The sequence below is a fragment of the Pseudomonas sp. 58(2021) genome (genome assembly GCF_017491585.1).
Lineage (GTDB): Bacteria > Pseudomonadota > Gammaproteobacteria > Pseudomonadales > Pseudomonadaceae > Aquipseudomonas > Aquipseudomonas fluorescens_BT.
Genome location: NZ_JAFGYZ010000017.1, coordinates 64,080 through 80,120, shown reverse-complemented (window position 1 = coordinate 80,120; position 16,041 = coordinate 64,080). Strand labels below are relative to the sequence as shown.

The following is a 16,041-nucleotide window of genomic DNA, read 5'->3' as shown; positions in this document are numbered from 1 at the left end:
CTCACGCACAACCATCGAGGCCACAGACCGGCAAGGCTTGCACCACGGGTGCCGACGGAACGGACTCGCTCAACCACTGTGCAAAGGCCTGCGGTTTGCCGAGCCACGGGCCGATATCGATCAGAGTGAACTGACCGTCCTGTTCCAGTGCAAAGGTTGGAAAGCCTTGACCACCGAGTTTCGCCAACAATGCGCGGCTGTTCTTTATGTGTTGATCGGTATCAGTGGCCTTGAGGTTTTTGAGGAAAGTGTCCGCCTCGTAGCCCATCTCTACCGCGCACTCCACGAGCACGACCTCATCGGCAATCCGCCGGCCTTCTACATAGTGTGCGGTTTGCAAACGACCCAGCAGTTCCAGGCCACGCCCATCGAGGCGTTCTGCTGCCATGACAGCGGCAATCGGTGGCGTGGAATCAAATACCGCCGTGTGATCACGCAACAGACCTTCGAAATAGGCTTCGCCAAACGGCTGTCCGGTGTATTCGGCAATGCGTCGGTCGTGAGGTATCACGTAATTGCGCAGTTGCGGTGAAACGCTCTGACGGTTGGCACCGGTCATCATGCCGCCAGCATGGGCGATCACCGGCAGAACTTGCTGTGCGGCCTGTACCAGCGGCTTGGCGCCGTAGCACCAGCCACACAGCGGGTCGTAGATGTAATGAAGAGTCATCGAAAAGCTCCGGCTGGAAGATGGGAAAAATGATGCCGGCACATTAGTCCATGGGTCGTTGCGGAAAAACGCCGGAATGGCTTTCAGTCTGTTTCGGCAATCGGTCAAATGCGCTCATTGTCCGCTCCGACACAAACATGAAATAAATTGACACAATCAAACCAAGGAACCTTTCAGGAATAATTAACGGAAGCAAATGCAAAGCATTACCATCCGCGCGTTTGAATTCTTTCACCCTTTCGGATGCGCTTTTCAATGCCTGCCCCGTTCCGTCTTACGCCCGTCACGCTTGGGCTTTCTGCCGTTTTGTCCTCCGGTTTCGCTTACTCCGCGACCGAACTTCCCGCCACTTCGATCAGCGCTGAAGCGCAGGCCGACGACCCGCGCGTAAAGGTCAGCAACACCGCAACCCGTACGTCCACCCCCGTGCGCTACGTGCCGCAGGCGATCGATTCGATCAAGACTGCCAACGTCGCGGATTACGGCATCAATGACATCGAAGACGCCCTGAGCGGGATTCCCAACGTCAGCGGCGCAGGCGATACGCGCTTCGACAGCCTGCGCATCCGGGGTTTCGACGCCAGCAACGACTTCTATCTGGACGGCATCCGCGACGACAGCCAGTACAAGCGCGATCTGCACAACATCGAACGCGTCGAAGTGCTCAAGGGGCCGGCCGCCGTGCTGTATGGCCGTGGCAGCCAGGGCGGGATCGTCAACCGTGTGAGCAAGGCGCCCGAATCCGGCCGCCGCTCGACCATCGAGGCTCAGGGCGGCAGCGAAGATCTGCGCAGCCTGTACGCCGACCTCAGCACCGACCCGAGCGAGAACATCAGCCTGCGCCTGAACATGGGCAACATGGACGAGAACAGCTTCCGCGACGGTGTCAGCGGCAACCGCAAACTGTTTGCGCCGTCGATGAGCTGGCAGCTTACGCCTGACCTGAACTGGCTGGTGCAGTACGAATACAGCCGCTACAACCGTACGCCGGATCGCGGCATTCCCGGCGTCGGTGGACGTCCGGCGGATGTTGGCCGAGACACGACCTACGGCAACGATCACGACTTCATCGATGACAAGGCACAGTCCCTGCGCTCGAAGCTGAGCTATGAAATCAACGACAACTGGCAACTGCGCCACACCCTCGGTGTGTTCAAGCTCGACAGCGATTTCGACAACACCTACCTCACCGGTTTCGATGCGAAGACCAACAAGGTCACCCGCCAGCACTGGCAACAGGACCTGACCACCCGCAACGTATTCAACAACGTCGAACTGGAAGGTGGATTCCACACCTTCGGCCTCGAACACCGCTTGCTGACCGGCCTCGAAACCGGCAGCCAGCGCCGCGACCCGACGCTGTACAACGCGGCAACCTCCGGACGCGGCAGCTCCGCAGTGCCATCGCTGGACCTGTACAACCCGGATCGAAATCTGCGCCACACCGGCCGTATGCAGGTGTCGAGCAGCAGCCATACAGAAGTCGAAAGTCGCGCGATCTACGTTCAGGACCAACTGCGCCTGAACGATCAATGGCAACTGCTGGCAGGCCTGCGCTATGACACCTTCGATATCGAGTCGACCAACAAACTGCGCAACATCTCCGAGGACCGCGACAGCCACAGCACCAGCCCGCGTTTCGGTGTGGTCTGGACGCCGCTGCAGAACCACTCGTTCTACGCCTCGTGGACCAAGACTTTCTCGCCGGTGGGCGGCGGTCTGATCGGTATCACTCCAGGCGCAGCCGGCAATACCAACGACCTGAGCCCGGAGCTGACCAAGCAGAAAGAGATTGGAGTGAAGAGCGACTGGCTCGACGATCGCCTGAGCACCACCCTCGCCGTCTATGAACTGGAACTCTACAACCGTCGCACCACCGATCCGAACGACCCGACCCTGACCGTGCTCAGCGGTCTGCAGCGTTCGCGCGGGATCGAGTTGACCGGTACCGGCAAGATCGTCGGCAACTGGTATGTGCGTGGTGGCGTCGGTGTGCAGGACGCGACCATCGAGAAGGACAACAACGGCCTGGAAGGCAAACGCGTCAATAATGTCGCCAAGCACAACGGCAGCCTGTTCCTGACCTGGAAACCGGAGATGGGCTGGTACGGCGAAACCGGCCTGACCCTGGTCGGTCAGCGTTACGCCGACAACGCCAACACCACCGTGCTGCCGGGCTATGGGCGCTGGGACGCTCTGGTCGGTTACCGCCACAAGGACTGGGACCTGCGCGCAGCGCTGAACAACATCACCGACCGCGAGTATTACGCGTCGGCCACCAGCGCCTTCCAGATCCAGCCAGGCGCGCCGCGCAGCCTGGTCATGACCGGCACCTACAGCTTCTGATTCACGCCCATAAAAAAAGCGCTGCCATCCCGGCAGCGCTTTTTACAATCCTTGTCTATTCTTCTTATCCTTCCATCACATCCCACAATGCGTCCAATTCGGCCTCGCTGAACAGGCCAGCGGGGTAACGCTCGATCATCATCCGGCGCGGATCAGGTTCCCTGATCTGACGCGTTCCATTGGACTTCAACCAGTGCGCGACAATCTGGAGCGACTCACTATTTACAGCCATGGGATGCATTGTCCGCTCGCTGATTACGTTCACTTCGGCGTTCATTTCCGCGCTCTCTCCCCGTTCGTGAGCGGCTACGTTATCCAAGGTTTATGACAGAACTGTTGAAGTTCTCCCCCCTCCCTAGTGCGTCATAAGCGATACAAGAGCTATGCCAATGTGTTGAAACTGCCGACAGGCGGATATAAAGAAACCCGCAGTCCTGACGGGCTGCGGGTTTCTCTTCAAGCGTAGGCAACAAATGACTGCCCGGTCGATTTTCCAATCAACTCAAGCTGTTACATCTGCACTCACTCTTTGTGCGGAGCGGGTTGCTGTTGGGTAAGGCAGTGAATATTGCCGCCCCCCAGTAACAGTTCGCGACCCGGCACCATCACCACTTCGTGTTGCGGGAACAGGTTCTGCAGAATCTCACGGGCCGGAGCATCCATTGGATCGTCGAAACTCGGCGCGATGATGCCGCCGTTGACGATCAGGAAGTTCACGTAGGAACCGGCCAGACGCACGCTCGGGTTGCGCTCCTGAGTGCCGTCCACCGGGTCCACGCCTGCGCATTCCTCTTCGGTGGCAAACAGCGGCCCCGGAATCGGCATCTTGTGCACCGTGAACGGGCGCCCCTTGGCGTCGGTGCTGCTTTCCAGCACTTTCATCGCAGCCTGGCAGCGCGGGTAGTTCGGATCCTGCGGATCGTCGGTCCACGCCAGCAGCACTTCGCCCGGACGCACATAGCAGCAGAAGTTATCCACATGGCCGTCGGTTTCGTCGTTGAACAGGCCATCCGGTAGCCAGATGATCTTGTCCACGGACAGGTTGTCGCGCAGCACCGCTTCGATTTCTTCACGACCCAGGTGCGGGTTGCGATTGCGGTTGAGCAGGCATTCTTCGGTGGTGATCAGGGTGCCTTCGCCGTCGACGTGAATCGAGCCGCCTTCGAGCACGAAGCCTTCGGTGCGATAACGCGGGCTGCGCTCGATTTCGAGGATCTTGCCGCCGACCTGGGAATCGCGGTTCCACGGCGAATACAGGCCTCCGTCAAAACCGCCCCAGGCGTTGAAGTCCCAGTTCACACCGCGCACTTCGCCGCTGTTGTTGATCACGAAGGTCGGGCCGCTGTCGCGGACCCAGGCGTCATCGCTGGACATCTCGACCACGCGGATATTCGGCACATCAAGGCGCGCGCGAGCATTTTCGTACTGGCCGGCGGACACCGCCACGGTCACCGGTTCGAAACGCGCGATGGCCTTGGCCACGGCAGCATGAGCGACCTGCGCCGGCTTGCCGCCCAGACGCCAGTTGTCCGGACGCTCGGGCCAGATCATCCAGGTCTGGGTTTGCGGCGCCCACTCGGCCGGCATGTAGAAGCCATCGGCGCGTGGGGTACTTTTCAAGGTGGTCATGTCGATCAGGACTCCAGGGAACGGTCGAGGTTGTTCAACGCGCCGAACAGGTTTGGACGACGGACGATAGCGACTTTATAAACGATAAATATCGACTTTAAAAGCTAAAAACAAATATCGAGTTTTGTTTTTACCGATTAATACCGATAGAAATCGGTATTAATCGGACTATCACAGTCTCATAGGCCTTCTTCCAGCACCTTCGACAGCATGTCGACAAAGAAATCCACACTCTGACGCGAAGTGACCATCGGCGGTTTGATCTTGAGGATGTTCAAGTCATCGCCGGTCGGCTGCATGAAGATCCCCAGCTCCCGCAGGCGATCACACAGCAGCGTGGTTTCTTCGGTCGCCGGCTCCAGGGTCTGGCGATTGCGGATCAGTTCGACCCCCAGATAGAACCCCGAGCCATGCACCGCACCGACCAGCGGATGTTTATCGATCAATGCCTCCAGCCGCTGCTTGAAGTACCCGCCGACCACCTGGGCGTTTTCCCAGAGTTTTTCCTCTTCCATCACATCAAGCACGGCCATGCCGATCTGGCAGCTCACCGGACTGCCGCCAGCGGACGAGAAGAAGTAACCCTCGGCCTCCAGCGCTTCGGCGATTTCCCGCCGGGTGATCACGGCGCCCAGCGGCTGGCCATTACCCATGCCCTTGGCCATGGTGATGATGTCCGGCACCACGCCTTGCTCTTCGAAGCCCCAGAAGAAATTCCCCATACGCCCATAACCGACCTGTACCTCGTCGGCGATGCACACACCGCCTCGAGCACGCACCAATTCATAAACTTTTTTCAGATAACCGGGTGGCAGCGAGATCCCGCCTGCATTGCCGTAGACCGGCTCGCAGATGAACCCGGCCAGTTGGCGTTTCTGCTCGTCGATTTTGGCCAGGTTGTGTTCGACGCTGCGCACGTAGTCCGGCGCCGAATCGAGCCCCCGGAATTCGCCCCGATAGATATTCGGCGCGGTCACCGGGTGCACCCAGTCCGGACGACTGCTCAGAGCCTGCGGGTTGTCGGCGATCGAGGTCGACACCGCATCTGCGCCGACCGTCCAGCCGTGATAGGCCTCCAGCACACTGAGCATGTCGCGCCCGCCGCTGTAGGCCCAGGCCAGGCGAATCGCCAGATCATTGGCTTCGCTGCCGCTGTTGACCAGGAACACCCGGTCCATGCCCTCCGGCGCCAGTTTCAGCAAGCGTTCGGAAAACTCGGCGACCGCCGCATAGTTGAACCGCGAATTGGTATTGAGCAACGACCACTGTCGGCTCGCGACCGCCGCCATGCGTGGATGACCGTGCCCGAGCACCGCGACGTTATTGAGCATGTCGAGGTAGGAACGGCCTTGCATGTCGATCAGGTGATTGCGCCAGCCGCGTTCGATACGCGGCGGGTCGACGTAATAATGTTTTTGAGTGCGGGCGAAACTGGCGTCACGACGGGCAAGCAGGGCTTTCGCATCCAGCTCGGGCTCGGCGTCGCAGGCCAGGCCCAGCAGCGCTGCCGGCGATGGCGACAGTACCTGCCACGCCAGAGCACGGGTCGGCGTACAGAACAGCGGCGCCTCCAGATGCGCATCGCGGACCAGTTGCACAATCAACGGACCGTCCACCGATCCCAGCACCTGTCCTTTGACCAGCGCCGCGCCGCTGTGCAGCGAGGGCGTCACACCCCACAGGCGCACGCTCAGATTCGGGCCGTCGAGTCGCAGCGCGCCGTCAGCCGACAGATGCAGCACGCCGGCAAACGGCGCTTCGACTGCTGCCCCGCAAGGCACACGCAACTCGACGTGCAGCGGAAACGTCTCAGGTTCCCCGGCGCTGTCAGGCCGGGTGCGGGACAAACGGTACTGCCCGTATCGACTGGCAGCCAGACCATGGATCGCGGCGGCTTCACTCAACAGACGTTGATCGATGCCCGGCTGCTCCCAGTTGCCCGCCTCGAAGTGCGCGCTCAGAACACCCAGATCGATCAACGCGAATTCGCGCCCCACCAGCTCCGGCAACAAAGGTGCGAAACCTTCACTGTCGATGGCTGGCAACGCCTGCCCGACCGCCGAGAGGATCGCCGCTTCCATCAGCGCCAGAGGCACTGAAGTGGCGACCCGGAAAATTTCCCACTCATGCGTAAGATTGTCACGGCTATAGGTATTGCCCGGATCGATGCTGACCTGTTGCTCGCCACTGAGCACCAGCACTGCCGCGCGCGTCACGATCAGCGGCCACAGCGCCTGCAATTCTTCGTGTTGCAGCGGATTGACTGCGTGATAGGCCTGCACCGCCGGCAGGATCACGAACGGATCGCCCTCGGCGTGATGCAGCAGCGCGGCGCAGGTGACCGACAGATCGGTGATGCGCCAGGTGCGCACCAGATCACCGAAATCGATGACGCCTTGCATTTGCCAGTGACGCCGGGCATCGCGCTGCCAGACCACGTTGTCATCGGTGATGTCCATGTGGATCGCCTGCACCGGCAATTTGTCCAGCAGCGGTTGCAGGCGCCGTCCAGCCTGCTCGGCGGCATTGGCGATCAGACCGCGCTGTTGCCGGTCCTCGATCACTGGCAGCAGGTGCTCGATCAGGGCGCCGGCATGGCGCGCATCCCACTGCAATGTACGTTCAAGTCCTGGATGGTCGAACCCGGCCAGGGCCAGATCCATTTCACCGCAGAGTCGACCGAATCCGGCAACCACCTCGTGGCCGAGATGATCCAGGGCCGTCAGAGACTGGCCCTCGATGTAGTCGAGCAGCCGCACGTGCACCGCTTCTCCACCGATCTCCAGCGACAATAGGTCCTGGCCGTCACTGGCCGGGATGACCCGGGGAACGTGGACATCGCAATGTTCAACCAGATACTTCAGGCCGGCATGCTGGGCCTGCAGCTCCACCAGCGAATAGTCGCCGCGACAGATCTTCAGTACGAATCGCCCGCGTTCGCTGTCTACGCGATAGTTGAGATCCTGCTGGCTGCCCAGCGCCTGCAATGTGCCGCCCAACCCGTAATGTTGCTCCAACACTTGCAAGGCTTGCTCCGCAGTGACCTGCGGGCCGGGCAGACTGGCGCGGTGAATCAGCGTGGCGAACGACATGAAGCGACCCCTGTATTTTTATAAGGCGTTTATATCGCCATTGCTTCAGACGATAAGCAACCCCTTAAATCGGTTCAGATCGGGAAATGACTGCCGATACACACGACTATCATTAAAGGTGACTTTTCCCACAGGTTTTTCAGATTGCGTTCCACGCCCCTCCACCTCACCCTGAAGGATCAGGACTACCGTAGTGGTCTACCCGATGGCCGGTAGCGACCCGATAGACTATAAAAAACATCAGAACTCGCGCGCTCCGGCACTTTGCGCAAAAATATCGGTCATTCCACCTTTACTTGGAATTTTTTCATGAATGTAATTACCACCGACCTACCGGGTGTTCTGATCATCGAACCCAAGGTATTTGGTGACGAGCGCGGTTTCTTTTACGAAAGTTTCAATGCCAAGGCTTTTGAGGACGCAACCGGTATCACTCCGCATTTCGTCCAGGACAACCATTCCCGATCACAAAAAGGCGTACTGCGCGGTTTGCATTACCAGGTGCAACATACCCAGGGCAAACTGGTGCGGGTCACCGCAGGTGAAGTTCTCGACGTGGCGGTGGATATTCGCCGCAGCTCGCCGAACTTCGGTAAATGGGTGGCTGTACACCTGTCCGCCGACAATTACCGCCAACTGTGGATTCCGAAAGGTTTCGCCCATGGTTTCCTGGTGCTGAGCGACTACGCCGAGTTCCTCTATAAAACCACGGACTACTACACCCCGGCGGCCGAACGCAGCATTCGCTGGAACGATCCGGACCTGGGCATTGACTGGCAATTGACTGAAACGCCGACGCTGTCTGCCAAGGACCAGACCGCAGCTTTTTTCAAGGACGCCGAAGTCTTTTCCTGAATCTCTGTGTGAATCTTCCACGCACGCGTATCCGAAAAAAGCGGATGCACAGATCAAGCCCGGCCCGGGCATAATGCGCCTGTTCCCCCAGGCGCTTGAGGATCATGACTCCACCCCTTCCCCGCAGACCTCGCTGGCGCAGCCTCGCCCTGCTGGCCCTGTGCCTGGCCCCGCTGCTGTGGCCGCTGCAACATCTGGCCGAGCGCTATTACCGCAGTGAACTGATCGGGCAGAACCGCCAGACACTCGACCTCTACGTCGCCAACCTGCTGGGCACCCTGCATCGCTACGAAGTGCTGCCACAGATCCTCGGCGACCTGCCGGCCCTGCGGGCGGTCATCGGTGCACCGGACGATGGTGTCACTCAGGGCAATGCCAATCGCCTGCTGAAGAACATCGCCGCCCAGACCGGTGCCGAAGTCATGTACTTGATGGATACTACCGGCAAGACGCTGGCGGCCTCGAACTGGGACAAGCATGACAGTTTCGTCGGGCGCAATTTCTCGTTCCGGCCTTACTTCAGCGAAGCGATGGCCGGGCGGCTGGGGCGCTTCTTCGGCCTCGGCACCACGTCCGCCAAGCGTGGTTACTTCTTTGCGGCGGCCGTGCGCAATGGCGAAAAAATCATCGGCGTGCTCGTAATCAAGGTCGATCTCGACCACACCGAAAGCCTGTGGGGAAAAACCCCGGAACAATTGCTGGTGACCGATCACAACGGCGTGGTCATCCTTACGTCGCGCCCGGAATGGCGATTCCGCTCGACCCGTCCGCTAAATGACGATGAACGCTCGGCGATCACCGCCATTCAGCCCTATCCGACTCGCTCACCGCGTCCGCTGAATCTCAGCTCGACAGCCTGGCTGACCCAGACCCGGGCGATCGAGGAAACCGGCTGGAGCGTCAGCATTCTTGCTCCGCGCACCTTGATCGACCGTCCGGTGCGGACCGTGGTGGCCGTTGGCGGCGCCACGCTGTTGGTGGTCATGCTGTTGCTCGGGCTGATGATGCAGCGCCGCCGACACTATCTGGAACGGATTGCCTTCGAAGCCAAGGCCCGGCGTGAACTCGAAGGTCGGGTTGCCGAACGGACCAGCGATCTGGAGGGGCTCAATCGGCGCCTGAAACAGGAAGTGCTGGAACGCGAGCACGCCCAGCAGGAGCTGGTGCGCGCTCAGGACGATCTGGTGCAGGCCGGCAAGCTGTCGGCGCTGGGCACCATGTCGGCGAGCATCAGCCACGAGCTCAATCAGCCGCTGGCGGCGATCCGCAGTTATGCGGAAAACGCCGAGGTGCTGCTTGACCATCAGCGCACCGACGACGCTCGCGGCAACCTTAAATTGATCAGCGAACTGACCGGGCGCATGGCATCGATCATCGCTCACCTGCGCGCCTTCGCCCGCCGCGATCGTCATGCCCCGGAAAGCGTGGCCCTGCAACCGGCGCTGGACGATGCGTTGGCGCTGCTGGCCAAACGTCGTCGGAGTATGGATGTCGAGCTGATCCGCGACCTGCCCGCCGCAACCTTGTGGGTCGAGGCCGGGGAAACCCGTCTGCGCCAGGTGCTCGGCAACCTGCTGGCCAATGCACTCGATGCCCTGACCGAGAAAGGCCCGCCGCGCAAATTGTGGCTGAGTGCCGAATCCACCGGTGAAGGCGTCAATCTGTACATTCGTGACAACGGCCCGGGGTTTTGCATGGAAGCCCTGGGCCGCGCCAGCGAACCGTTTTACACCACCAAGACCCGTACGCAGGGCCTGGGTCTGGGTTTGGCCATTTGCGAAACCCTGATGCGCGCCTTCGGCGGTGAACTGTCGTTCGCCAACCACAAGCAAGGTGGCGCCTTGATCACCCTGCGGCTGCGCGCCGGCGCGCCCGGGGTAAGCCTGCAACCGTCCGAGGATCGAAGTGCATGACCATCGACAACCGCATTCAGGTGGTGCTGATCGACGACGATCCGCACCTGCGTCAGGCCCTGGGCCAGACGCTGGATCTGGCCGGCCTGAAAATCCTTCCGCTGTCCGAAGCCAAGGGCCTGGCCGCCCAACTGGAGCGTGACTGGCCTGGCGTGGTGGTCAGCGACATCCGCATGCCCGGCATGGACGGTCTTGAATTATTGAGCGAACTGCACGCCCAGGACCCTGAGCTGCCCGTGCTGCTGATCACTGGCCACGGCGACGTGCCACTGGCCGTGCAGGCCATGCGCGCCGGTGCTTACGACTTCCTCGAAAAGCCGTTTGCCAGCGACGCCCTGCTCGACAGCGTGCGCCGCGCACTGGCCCTGCGGCGCCTGGTGCTGGACAACCGCAGCCTGCGCATGGCCCTCAGCGACCGCAACGAACTGAGCGCGCGACTGGTCGGCCAGTCCGCCCCGATGGCGCGTCTGCGCGAGCAGATCGGCGCACTGGCCGCGACCAAGGCTGATGTCCTGATCCTCGGCGAAACCGGTGCCGGCAAAGAAGTCGTCGCCCGCGCACTGCACGACCTGTCGAGCCGGCGCAACGGCCCGTTCGTGGCGATCAACGCCGGGGCACTGGCCGAGTCGGTCGTGGAAAGCGAACTGTTCGGCCACGAGCCCGGCGCATTCACCGGTGCGCAAAAACGCCGGATCGGTAAATTCGAATTCGCCAATGGCGGCACGTTGTTTCTCGATGAAATCGAGAGCATGAGCATGGACGTGCAGGTCAAACTGCTGCGCATGCTGCAGGAACGAGTGGTCGAACGGCTGGGCGGCAATCAGTTGATCCCGCTGGATATCCGCGTCATCGCCGCGACCAAGGAAGACCTGCGCCAGGCCGCCGATCAAGGACGGTTCCGGGCGGACTTGTATTACCGCCTCAACGTGGCGCCGCTGCGCATTCCGCCACTGCGTGAGCGGGGCGAAGACGCGCTGGTGCTCTTCCAGCACTACGCCGATGAAGCCAGCGCCCGCCACGGTCTGCCACCTCATGAACTGCAACCGGCACAACGGGCGTTGCTGCTGCGTCACTCATGGCCGGGCAATGTGCGCGAATTGCAGAACGCGGCGGAACGTTTCGCCCTCGGCCTGGAACTGGCGCTGGACAATACTCAGACCGACGGCAGCAGTGGCACCATCGAGGTCACGAGTGGAGGCCTGAGTGAACAGGTGGAAAATTTCGAAAAGTCGCTGATCGCCGCCGAACTGGCCCGTTCGCACAGCTCGGTGCGCAGTCTCGCCGAAGCGCTGGGTATTCCGCGCAAGACCCTGCACGACAAACTGCGCAAGCACGGGCTGAACTTCGCCGACAGCAGCAGCCATGGAGACGAATCCGAATGAATCGTGACAGTCGCTATCTGGAATCCGTCCTCCATCACGACATTCCGCTGACCCGGGACATGGGCCTCAAAGTGCTTGACTGGCACGAGCATGAGTTGCGTTTGCACCTGCCACTGGAAGCCAACGTCAATCACAAGAGCACCATGTTCGGCGGCAGTCTGTATTGCGGCGCAGTGCTGGCCGGCTGGGGCTGGCTGCATCTGCGCTTGAAGGAAGAAGGCATCACCGACGGACACATCGTGATCCAGGAAGGACAGATCAGTTATCCGCTGCCGGTTACCGGCGATGCCAACGCCATCTGCGCAGCGCCGAATGCGGCCGTGTGGAAGAAGTTTCTGACGATGTATCAGCGCTACGGGCGGGCGCGATTGACACTGCAAACGCGAGTCGTCAATGCGGGTAGCGATGAGGATGCGGTGACCTTCAGCGGGCAGTACGTCCTGCACCGCTGAGGTGTGTAAGTGCGATTACGAACGGGCCAGTTCCAGCAGCTTCGTGCGCCACGCGGCTTTTGCCGGCAGCGCCAGGAAGAACTCGTTCAGCAGTGTTTCCCGCGCCGGGTAGCAGAACGCTTCTCCGTTCAAACTCAGCACCTCGCCACCTGCGCCTTCCAGCACGCCTTGCGCCGCCGCCGTGTCCCACTGGGATGTCGGCGCAAGCCGCGGATAGCAATCCGCTGCGCCTTCGGCCAGCAGACAGAATTTCAGCGAACTGCCGATATTGGCCAGTTGCAATTCGCCCAGGCTTGCACTCAAACCAGACAGCAGCCGCTCCTGCTCCGGACTCGAATGGCGACGGCTGGCGACCACGGTGAAGGCTTCGCCAGGCCCCGGCACGTCACGCACCTGAATCGCCACTGGCGTACCGCCCTTATCGCCACGCCAGGCACCCAGCCCCGCACCACCGACGTAGAAACGCCCATTGGTCGGCATCGACACCACGCCAAAAACTACCCGGCCATTTTCGATCAAGGCAATGTTGACGGTGAATTCTTCGCTGCCGCTGATGAATTCCTTGGTGCCATCCAGCGGATCCACCAGCCACCAGCGCTGCCAGCCGGCGCGCACGCTCTGCGGGATGCTGGCGTCTTCTTCGGACAACACCGGGATGCTCGGATCCAGGGCGGTCAGGCCGGCCACGATCACCTCGTGCGCGGCGATATCCGCAGCGGTCACCGGCGAATCATCAGACTTGGCGGTCACCGCCACATCGGCACGCCAGAACGGCAGAATCGCCTCGCCGGCCCGCAACGCCAGTTCAACCCCCGGCGCCATCAACGGATGGGGAAAACTCATAGACATCTCACTCATGACTGAAAAAAGCCGCGCTGGGTCAGCAGATCGCGGGCCAGGTACAACGCCGCCAAGGCCCGACCTTCGGAAAATTGCGGATTTTGCGCCAATGAAGAAAGGTCCCGCAGGTTGATCTTGTCCACCCGCATCGGCTCCGGCTCGTCGCCTTCCAGGCGCTCTTCATACAGATTGCTGGCAAGCACCACCTGGATTTTCTGGCTCATGTAACCGGGGGACAACGACAGCTCGGTCAGGTGTTCCAGTTGCCGGGCACCGTAGCCCGCCTCTTCCTTGAGCTCGCGCTCGGCCGCCGCCAGCACGTCCTCGCCCGGTTCGATCAACCCTTTGGGCAGTGACAGTTCGTACTCGTCGGTGCCGCCGCAGTATTCCTCGACCAGCACCGCGTGCTCCGCATCGAGCATCGCCACAATCATCACCGCGCCGTAACCGGCGCCCTTGCCCACCAGCCGCTCGTAGGTGCGCTCCACGCCATTGGAAAAGCGCAGCTTCAGCTCTTCGACGCAGAACAGACGGCTGGTGGCGACGATTTCCCGGGCGAGTACGGTTGGTTTCTGGCGCATGCAAAGCTCCTTGGCGTGAACGCGCTACTATAACGCGGCTTTTCCGATTGTTTGCGTCGGATATCTTTCTACCGTTCGAGACGTTGCCATGCCTTCATTACCGTGGTCCGACATCGATACCGTTCTGCTGGACATGGACGGCACGTTGCTGGATCTGCACTTCGACAACCATTTCTGGCTGGAACACTTGCCACAACGCTACGCCGAACTGCACGGCGTGAGCCGGGCCATGGCGGAGATGGAGTTGCAGCCGTTGTTCGAACGCCATGCCGGTCAATTGCAGTGGTATTGCCTGGATTTCTGGAGCGCGGAGCTGAAGCTGTCGGTGCGCGAACTGAAGCTGGAAACCGCCCACCTGATCGCCCTGCGTCCCGACGCCGACACGTTTCTGGCTGCCCTCAGACGCGCCGGCAAACGCGTGGTGATGATCACCAATGCACACCGTGATTCGCTGTCGCTGAAACTGGAACGAATTGAGCTGGCGCCGTACTTCGAGCGGCTGATCAGTTCCCACGATTACGGTTTTCCCAAGGAGAACCCGCAATTCTGGGACGCCTTGCAGGCCGACATCGACTTCGACCCGGCGCGCAGCCTGTTCATCGACGACACCTTGTCGATCCTGCGCAGTGCGCGGAATTTCGGCGTGGCGCATCTGTTGGCCGTCAGGGAACCGGACAGCCGCAAAGGGCCGAAAGACACCGGGGAGTTTGCGGCGGTCGAGGATTACCGGGATTTGATTGCCGGACTCTGAATGTTGCGGGAGTTGCCGAAGGCAGCTCCCGCAGCCTGTTGTTACTCGGGAATACGCAGCGTCTGCCCCGGATAGATCTTGTTCACGTCCTTGAGCAGCGGCTTGTTGGCCTCGAAAATCTTGTTGTACTGGTTGGCATTGCCATACACCGCCAGGGAAATCGCGCTGAGGGTGTCGCCCTTTTTCACCACCACGAAACGTGCGGCAGCCACCACCGGCCCGGTGACCGTGATCTGGTCATCGACACTGCCCACGCCTTCGATATTGCCGACGGCCAGCAGAATCTTCTCTTTCTCTTCCTGGCTTGCCACTTCGCCGGTGACCGTCACCTTGTCACCGTCCACGGTCGCCTGGACATTCGGGTTACCCAACCCGACCTTGCTGATGTGCTCCTTCAATTGCTCGCTGGCATTGGCGTTGCCGGGGGTCAGCAGGTCGATCAGTTTCTCACCTGCTTCTTTTACAAAGCTCAAAAGACTCATAGCGCACACTCCTTGATTTAGGTTCCAGACGCCCAAGCCTAGACCACCGCGAACCAGCCCGGTTCCGGCCCGACCAATGACCCTGCCCCCGCGCAAGCGGTAGAATCGCCCACCCTTGCCAGCGCCCCGGAGCGAAGATGGACATCAAGCAGCTGAAATTCCTCATCGCCCTCGACGAAACCCGCCACTTCGGCCAGGCCGCCGCCCGCTGCCACATTACCCAGCCGACCTTGTCGATGCGCCTGCGCAGCCTCGAAGAAGAACTCGATCTGCCGCTGGTCAATCGCGGCCAGCGCTTCGAAGGTTTCACCGCACCTGGTGAACGCGTGCTGGCCTGGGCGCGCACGGTGCTGGCGGCTTATGACGGCCTGCAGGCGGAAGCGGCAGCCTGTCGCGGCAACCTGATTGGCACCTTGCGTCTGGGGGTCGTGCCGCTGTCGAGTTTCGACCCGCTGCCGTTGATGCAACGCCTGCACGCCGCACACCCGGACCTGCGTTTCGAGCTGTCGGCGCTGAGTTCGGAGCAGATCCTCGAACAACTGGCGGACAACCGGATCGACATCGGCGTGTCCTATCTGGATCGTCTCGACAATGAGCGTTTCGAATCCCTGGCGTTCGACGAAACCCGCATGGGCCTGCTCTACGATCAGCGTTCCTTCAGTTTCGGCGAAGCACCGCTGAGCTGGCAGGCGCTGATCGAACTGCCGCTGGGCATGCTCACCAGCGGCATGCACTTTCGCCAGTCCATCGACCACAATTTCCACAGCCGCGGCCTGACACCACAGCCGTTGTTGCAGACCGACGCAGTGCATCAATTGTTACAAGCTGTGCACGGCGGATTCTGCTGCGCGATCATGCCGCTGGACGGCGGCCTCGAAAGCCTCACCGATCACCTGCGCCTGCAACCGATCGAAAACGCCCAGACCCTCGCCCGCCTGGGCTTGATCATGCGCCGCGGCGCCCCGCGTTCGGCACTGGCCGAGGCCTGTTTCGCGCTTTATCAGAAATCGCCAGCGGCCGCTTGATCGACGGCATCTATCGATAGATC

14 protein-coding genes are annotated in these 16,041 nt (G+C 61.0%); 7 read left to right on the top strand and 7 right to left on the bottom strand.

The annotated features are described in order from the left end of the window. Position 1: 1 nt before the first annotated feature. On the bottom strand, positions 2-670 hold the full coding sequence (locus J5M72_RS19925) for a DsbA family protein (protein WP_169428426.1): 669 nt from the start codon (positions 668-670) through the stop codon (positions 2-4). A 255-nt stretch (positions 671-925) separates the two neighbouring features. On the opposite strand from J5M72_RS19925, the gene J5M72_RS19920 reads away from it, so the two are divergent. Continuing rightward, positions 926-3,016: a TonB-dependent siderophore receptor gene (locus J5M72_RS19920; RefSeq protein WP_207866857.1), complete on the top strand. Its 2,091-nt coding sequence runs from the start codon at positions 926-928 to the stop codon at positions 3,014-3,016. 64 nt (positions 3,017-3,080) lie between these two features. Here the strand turns inward: J5M72_RS19920 and J5M72_RS19915 are convergent, their stop codons facing one another. From J5M72_RS19915 to J5M72_RS19905, 3 genes are all read right to left on the bottom strand, one after another. After that, positions 3,081-3,293, bottom strand: a complete 213-nt coding sequence (locus J5M72_RS19915) for a hypothetical protein (protein WP_169428424.1) — start codon at positions 3,291-3,293, stop codon at positions 3,081-3,083. A gap of 245 nt (positions 3,294-3,538) precedes the next feature. After that, a complete protein-coding gene (gene aguA, locus J5M72_RS19910) occupies positions 3,539-4,645 on the bottom strand; it encodes an agmatine deiminase (protein WP_169428423.1) in 1,107 nt (368 codons plus the stop codon). A 179-nt stretch (positions 4,646-4,824) separates the two neighbouring features. Beyond that, the gene (locus J5M72_RS19905) at positions 4,825-7,737 is read right to left on the bottom strand and encodes an aminotransferase (RefSeq protein ID WP_207866856.1); all 2,913 of its coding nucleotides are present in this window, start codon (positions 7,735-7,737) and stop codon (positions 4,825-4,827) included. 309 nt (positions 7,738-8,046) lie between these two features. Between J5M72_RS19905 and rfbC the strand changes: the two genes are divergently transcribed. From rfbC to J5M72_RS19885, 4 genes are all read left to right on the top strand, one after another. After that, complete coding sequence (rfbC, locus tag J5M72_RS19900) at positions 8,047-8,592, top strand: dTDP-4-dehydrorhamnose 3,5-epimerase (protein WP_207866855.1); 546 nt, start codon at positions 8,047-8,049, stop codon at positions 8,590-8,592. A 104-nt stretch (positions 8,593-8,696) separates the two neighbouring features. Beyond that, entirely contained in the window at positions 8,697-10,505 is a 1,809-nt protein-coding gene (locus J5M72_RS19895; protein ID WP_207866854.1) for an ATP-binding protein, read from the top strand. Further along, positions 10,502-11,887, top strand: a complete 1,386-nt coding sequence (locus J5M72_RS19890; protein WP_169428419.1) for a sigma-54 dependent transcriptional regulator — start codon at positions 10,502-10,504, stop codon at positions 11,885-11,887. The genes J5M72_RS19895 and J5M72_RS19890 overlap by 4 nt, the downstream gene beginning before the upstream one ends. Further along, positions 11,884-12,339, top strand: coding sequence for a YiiD C-terminal domain-containing protein (locus J5M72_RS19885; RefSeq protein ID WP_207866853.1), 456 nt, complete (start codon positions 11,884-11,886; stop codon positions 12,337-12,339). The genes J5M72_RS19890 and J5M72_RS19885 overlap by 4 nt, the downstream gene beginning before the upstream one ends. 15 nt (positions 12,340-12,354) lie before the next feature. Here the strand turns inward: J5M72_RS19885 and cysQ are convergent, their stop codons facing one another. Both cysQ and nudE read right to left on the bottom strand, forming a co-directional pair. Further along, entirely contained in the window at positions 12,355-13,188 is an 834-nt protein-coding gene (gene cysQ / locus J5M72_RS19880) for a 3'(2'),5'-bisphosphate nucleotidase CysQ (RefSeq protein WP_207866887.1), read from the bottom strand. Positions 13,189-13,193: 5 nt separating this feature from the next. Next, on the bottom strand, positions 13,194-13,760 hold the full coding sequence (gene nudE / locus J5M72_RS19875) for an ADP compounds hydrolase NudE (RefSeq protein WP_169428417.1): 567 nt from the start codon (positions 13,758-13,760) through the stop codon (positions 13,194-13,196). 88 nt (positions 13,761-13,848) lie between these two features. Between nudE and yrfG the strand changes: the two genes are divergently transcribed. Continuing rightward, the gene (gene yrfG, locus J5M72_RS19870) at positions 13,849-14,511 is read left to right on the top strand and encodes a GMP/IMP nucleotidase (RefSeq protein ID WP_207866852.1); all 663 of its coding nucleotides are present in this window, start codon (positions 13,849-13,851) and stop codon (positions 14,509-14,511) included. Between the two features lie 41 nt (positions 14,512-14,552). Here the strand turns inward: yrfG and lysM are convergent, their stop codons facing one another. After that, complete coding sequence (lysM, locus tag J5M72_RS19865; protein ID WP_008080501.1) at positions 14,553-14,993, bottom strand: peptidoglycan-binding protein LysM; 441 nt, start codon at positions 14,991-14,993, stop codon at positions 14,553-14,555. Positions 14,994-15,130: 137 nt separating this feature from the next. On the opposite strand from lysM, the gene J5M72_RS19860 reads away from it, so the two are divergent. Beyond that, positions 15,131-16,018 carry a LysR family transcriptional regulator gene (locus tag J5M72_RS19860; RefSeq protein WP_169428414.1) on the top strand — a complete coding sequence of 296 codons (888 nt, stop codon included), beginning with the start codon at positions 15,131-15,133 and terminating at the stop codon, positions 16,016-16,018. Positions 16,019-16,041: the final 23 nt, after the last annotated feature.

What these genes read in the sequence shown, in the direction of transcription:
- lysM (WP_008080501.1), bottom strand. Translation starts at nt 14,993, where the DNA reads ATGAGTCTTTTGAGCTTTGTAAAAGAAGCAGGTGAGAAACTGATCGAC.
- J5M72_RS19895 (WP_207866854.1), top strand. Translation starts at nt 8,697, where the DNA reads ATGACTCCACCCCTTCCCCGCAGACCTCGCTGGCGCAGCCTCGCCCTG.
- J5M72_RS19905 (WP_207866856.1), bottom strand. Translation starts at nt 7,737, where the DNA reads ATGTCGTTCGCCACGCTGATTCACCGCGCCAGTCTGCCCGGCCCGCAG.
- J5M72_RS19925 (WP_169428426.1), bottom strand. Translation starts at nt 670, where the DNA reads ATGACTCTTCATTACATCTACGACCCGCTGTGTGGCTGGTGCTACGGC.
- yrfG (WP_207866852.1), top strand. Translation starts at nt 13,849, where the DNA reads ATGCCTTCATTACCGTGGTCCGACATCGATACCGTTCTGCTGGACATG.
- nudE (WP_169428417.1), bottom strand. Translation starts at nt 13,760, where the DNA reads ATGCGCCAGAAACCAACCGTACTCGCCCGGGAAATCGTCGCCACCAGC.
- aguA (WP_169428423.1), bottom strand. Translation starts at nt 4,645, where the DNA reads ATGACCACCTTGAAAAGTACCCCACGCGCCGATGGCTTCTACATGCCG.
- rfbC (WP_207866855.1), top strand. Translation starts at nt 8,047, where the DNA reads ATGAATGTAATTACCACCGACCTACCGGGTGTTCTGATCATCGAACCC.
- cysQ (WP_207866887.1), bottom strand. Translation starts at nt 13,188, where the DNA reads ATGTCTATGAGTTTTCCCCATCCGTTGATGGCGCCGGGGGTTGAACTG.
- J5M72_RS19885 (WP_207866853.1), top strand. Translation starts at nt 11,884, where the DNA reads ATGAATCGTGACAGTCGCTATCTGGAATCCGTCCTCCATCACGACATT.
- J5M72_RS19890 (WP_169428419.1), top strand. Translation starts at nt 10,502, where the DNA reads ATGACCATCGACAACCGCATTCAGGTGGTGCTGATCGACGACGATCCG.
- J5M72_RS19920 (WP_207866857.1), top strand. Translation starts at nt 926, where the DNA reads ATGCCTGCCCCGTTCCGTCTTACGCCCGTCACGCTTGGGCTTTCTGCC.
- J5M72_RS19860 (WP_169428414.1), top strand. Translation starts at nt 15,131, where the DNA reads ATGGACATCAAGCAGCTGAAATTCCTCATCGCCCTCGACGAAACCCGC.
- J5M72_RS19915 (WP_169428424.1), bottom strand. Translation starts at nt 3,293, where the DNA reads ATGAACGCCGAAGTGAACGTAATCAGCGAGCGGACAATGCATCCCATG.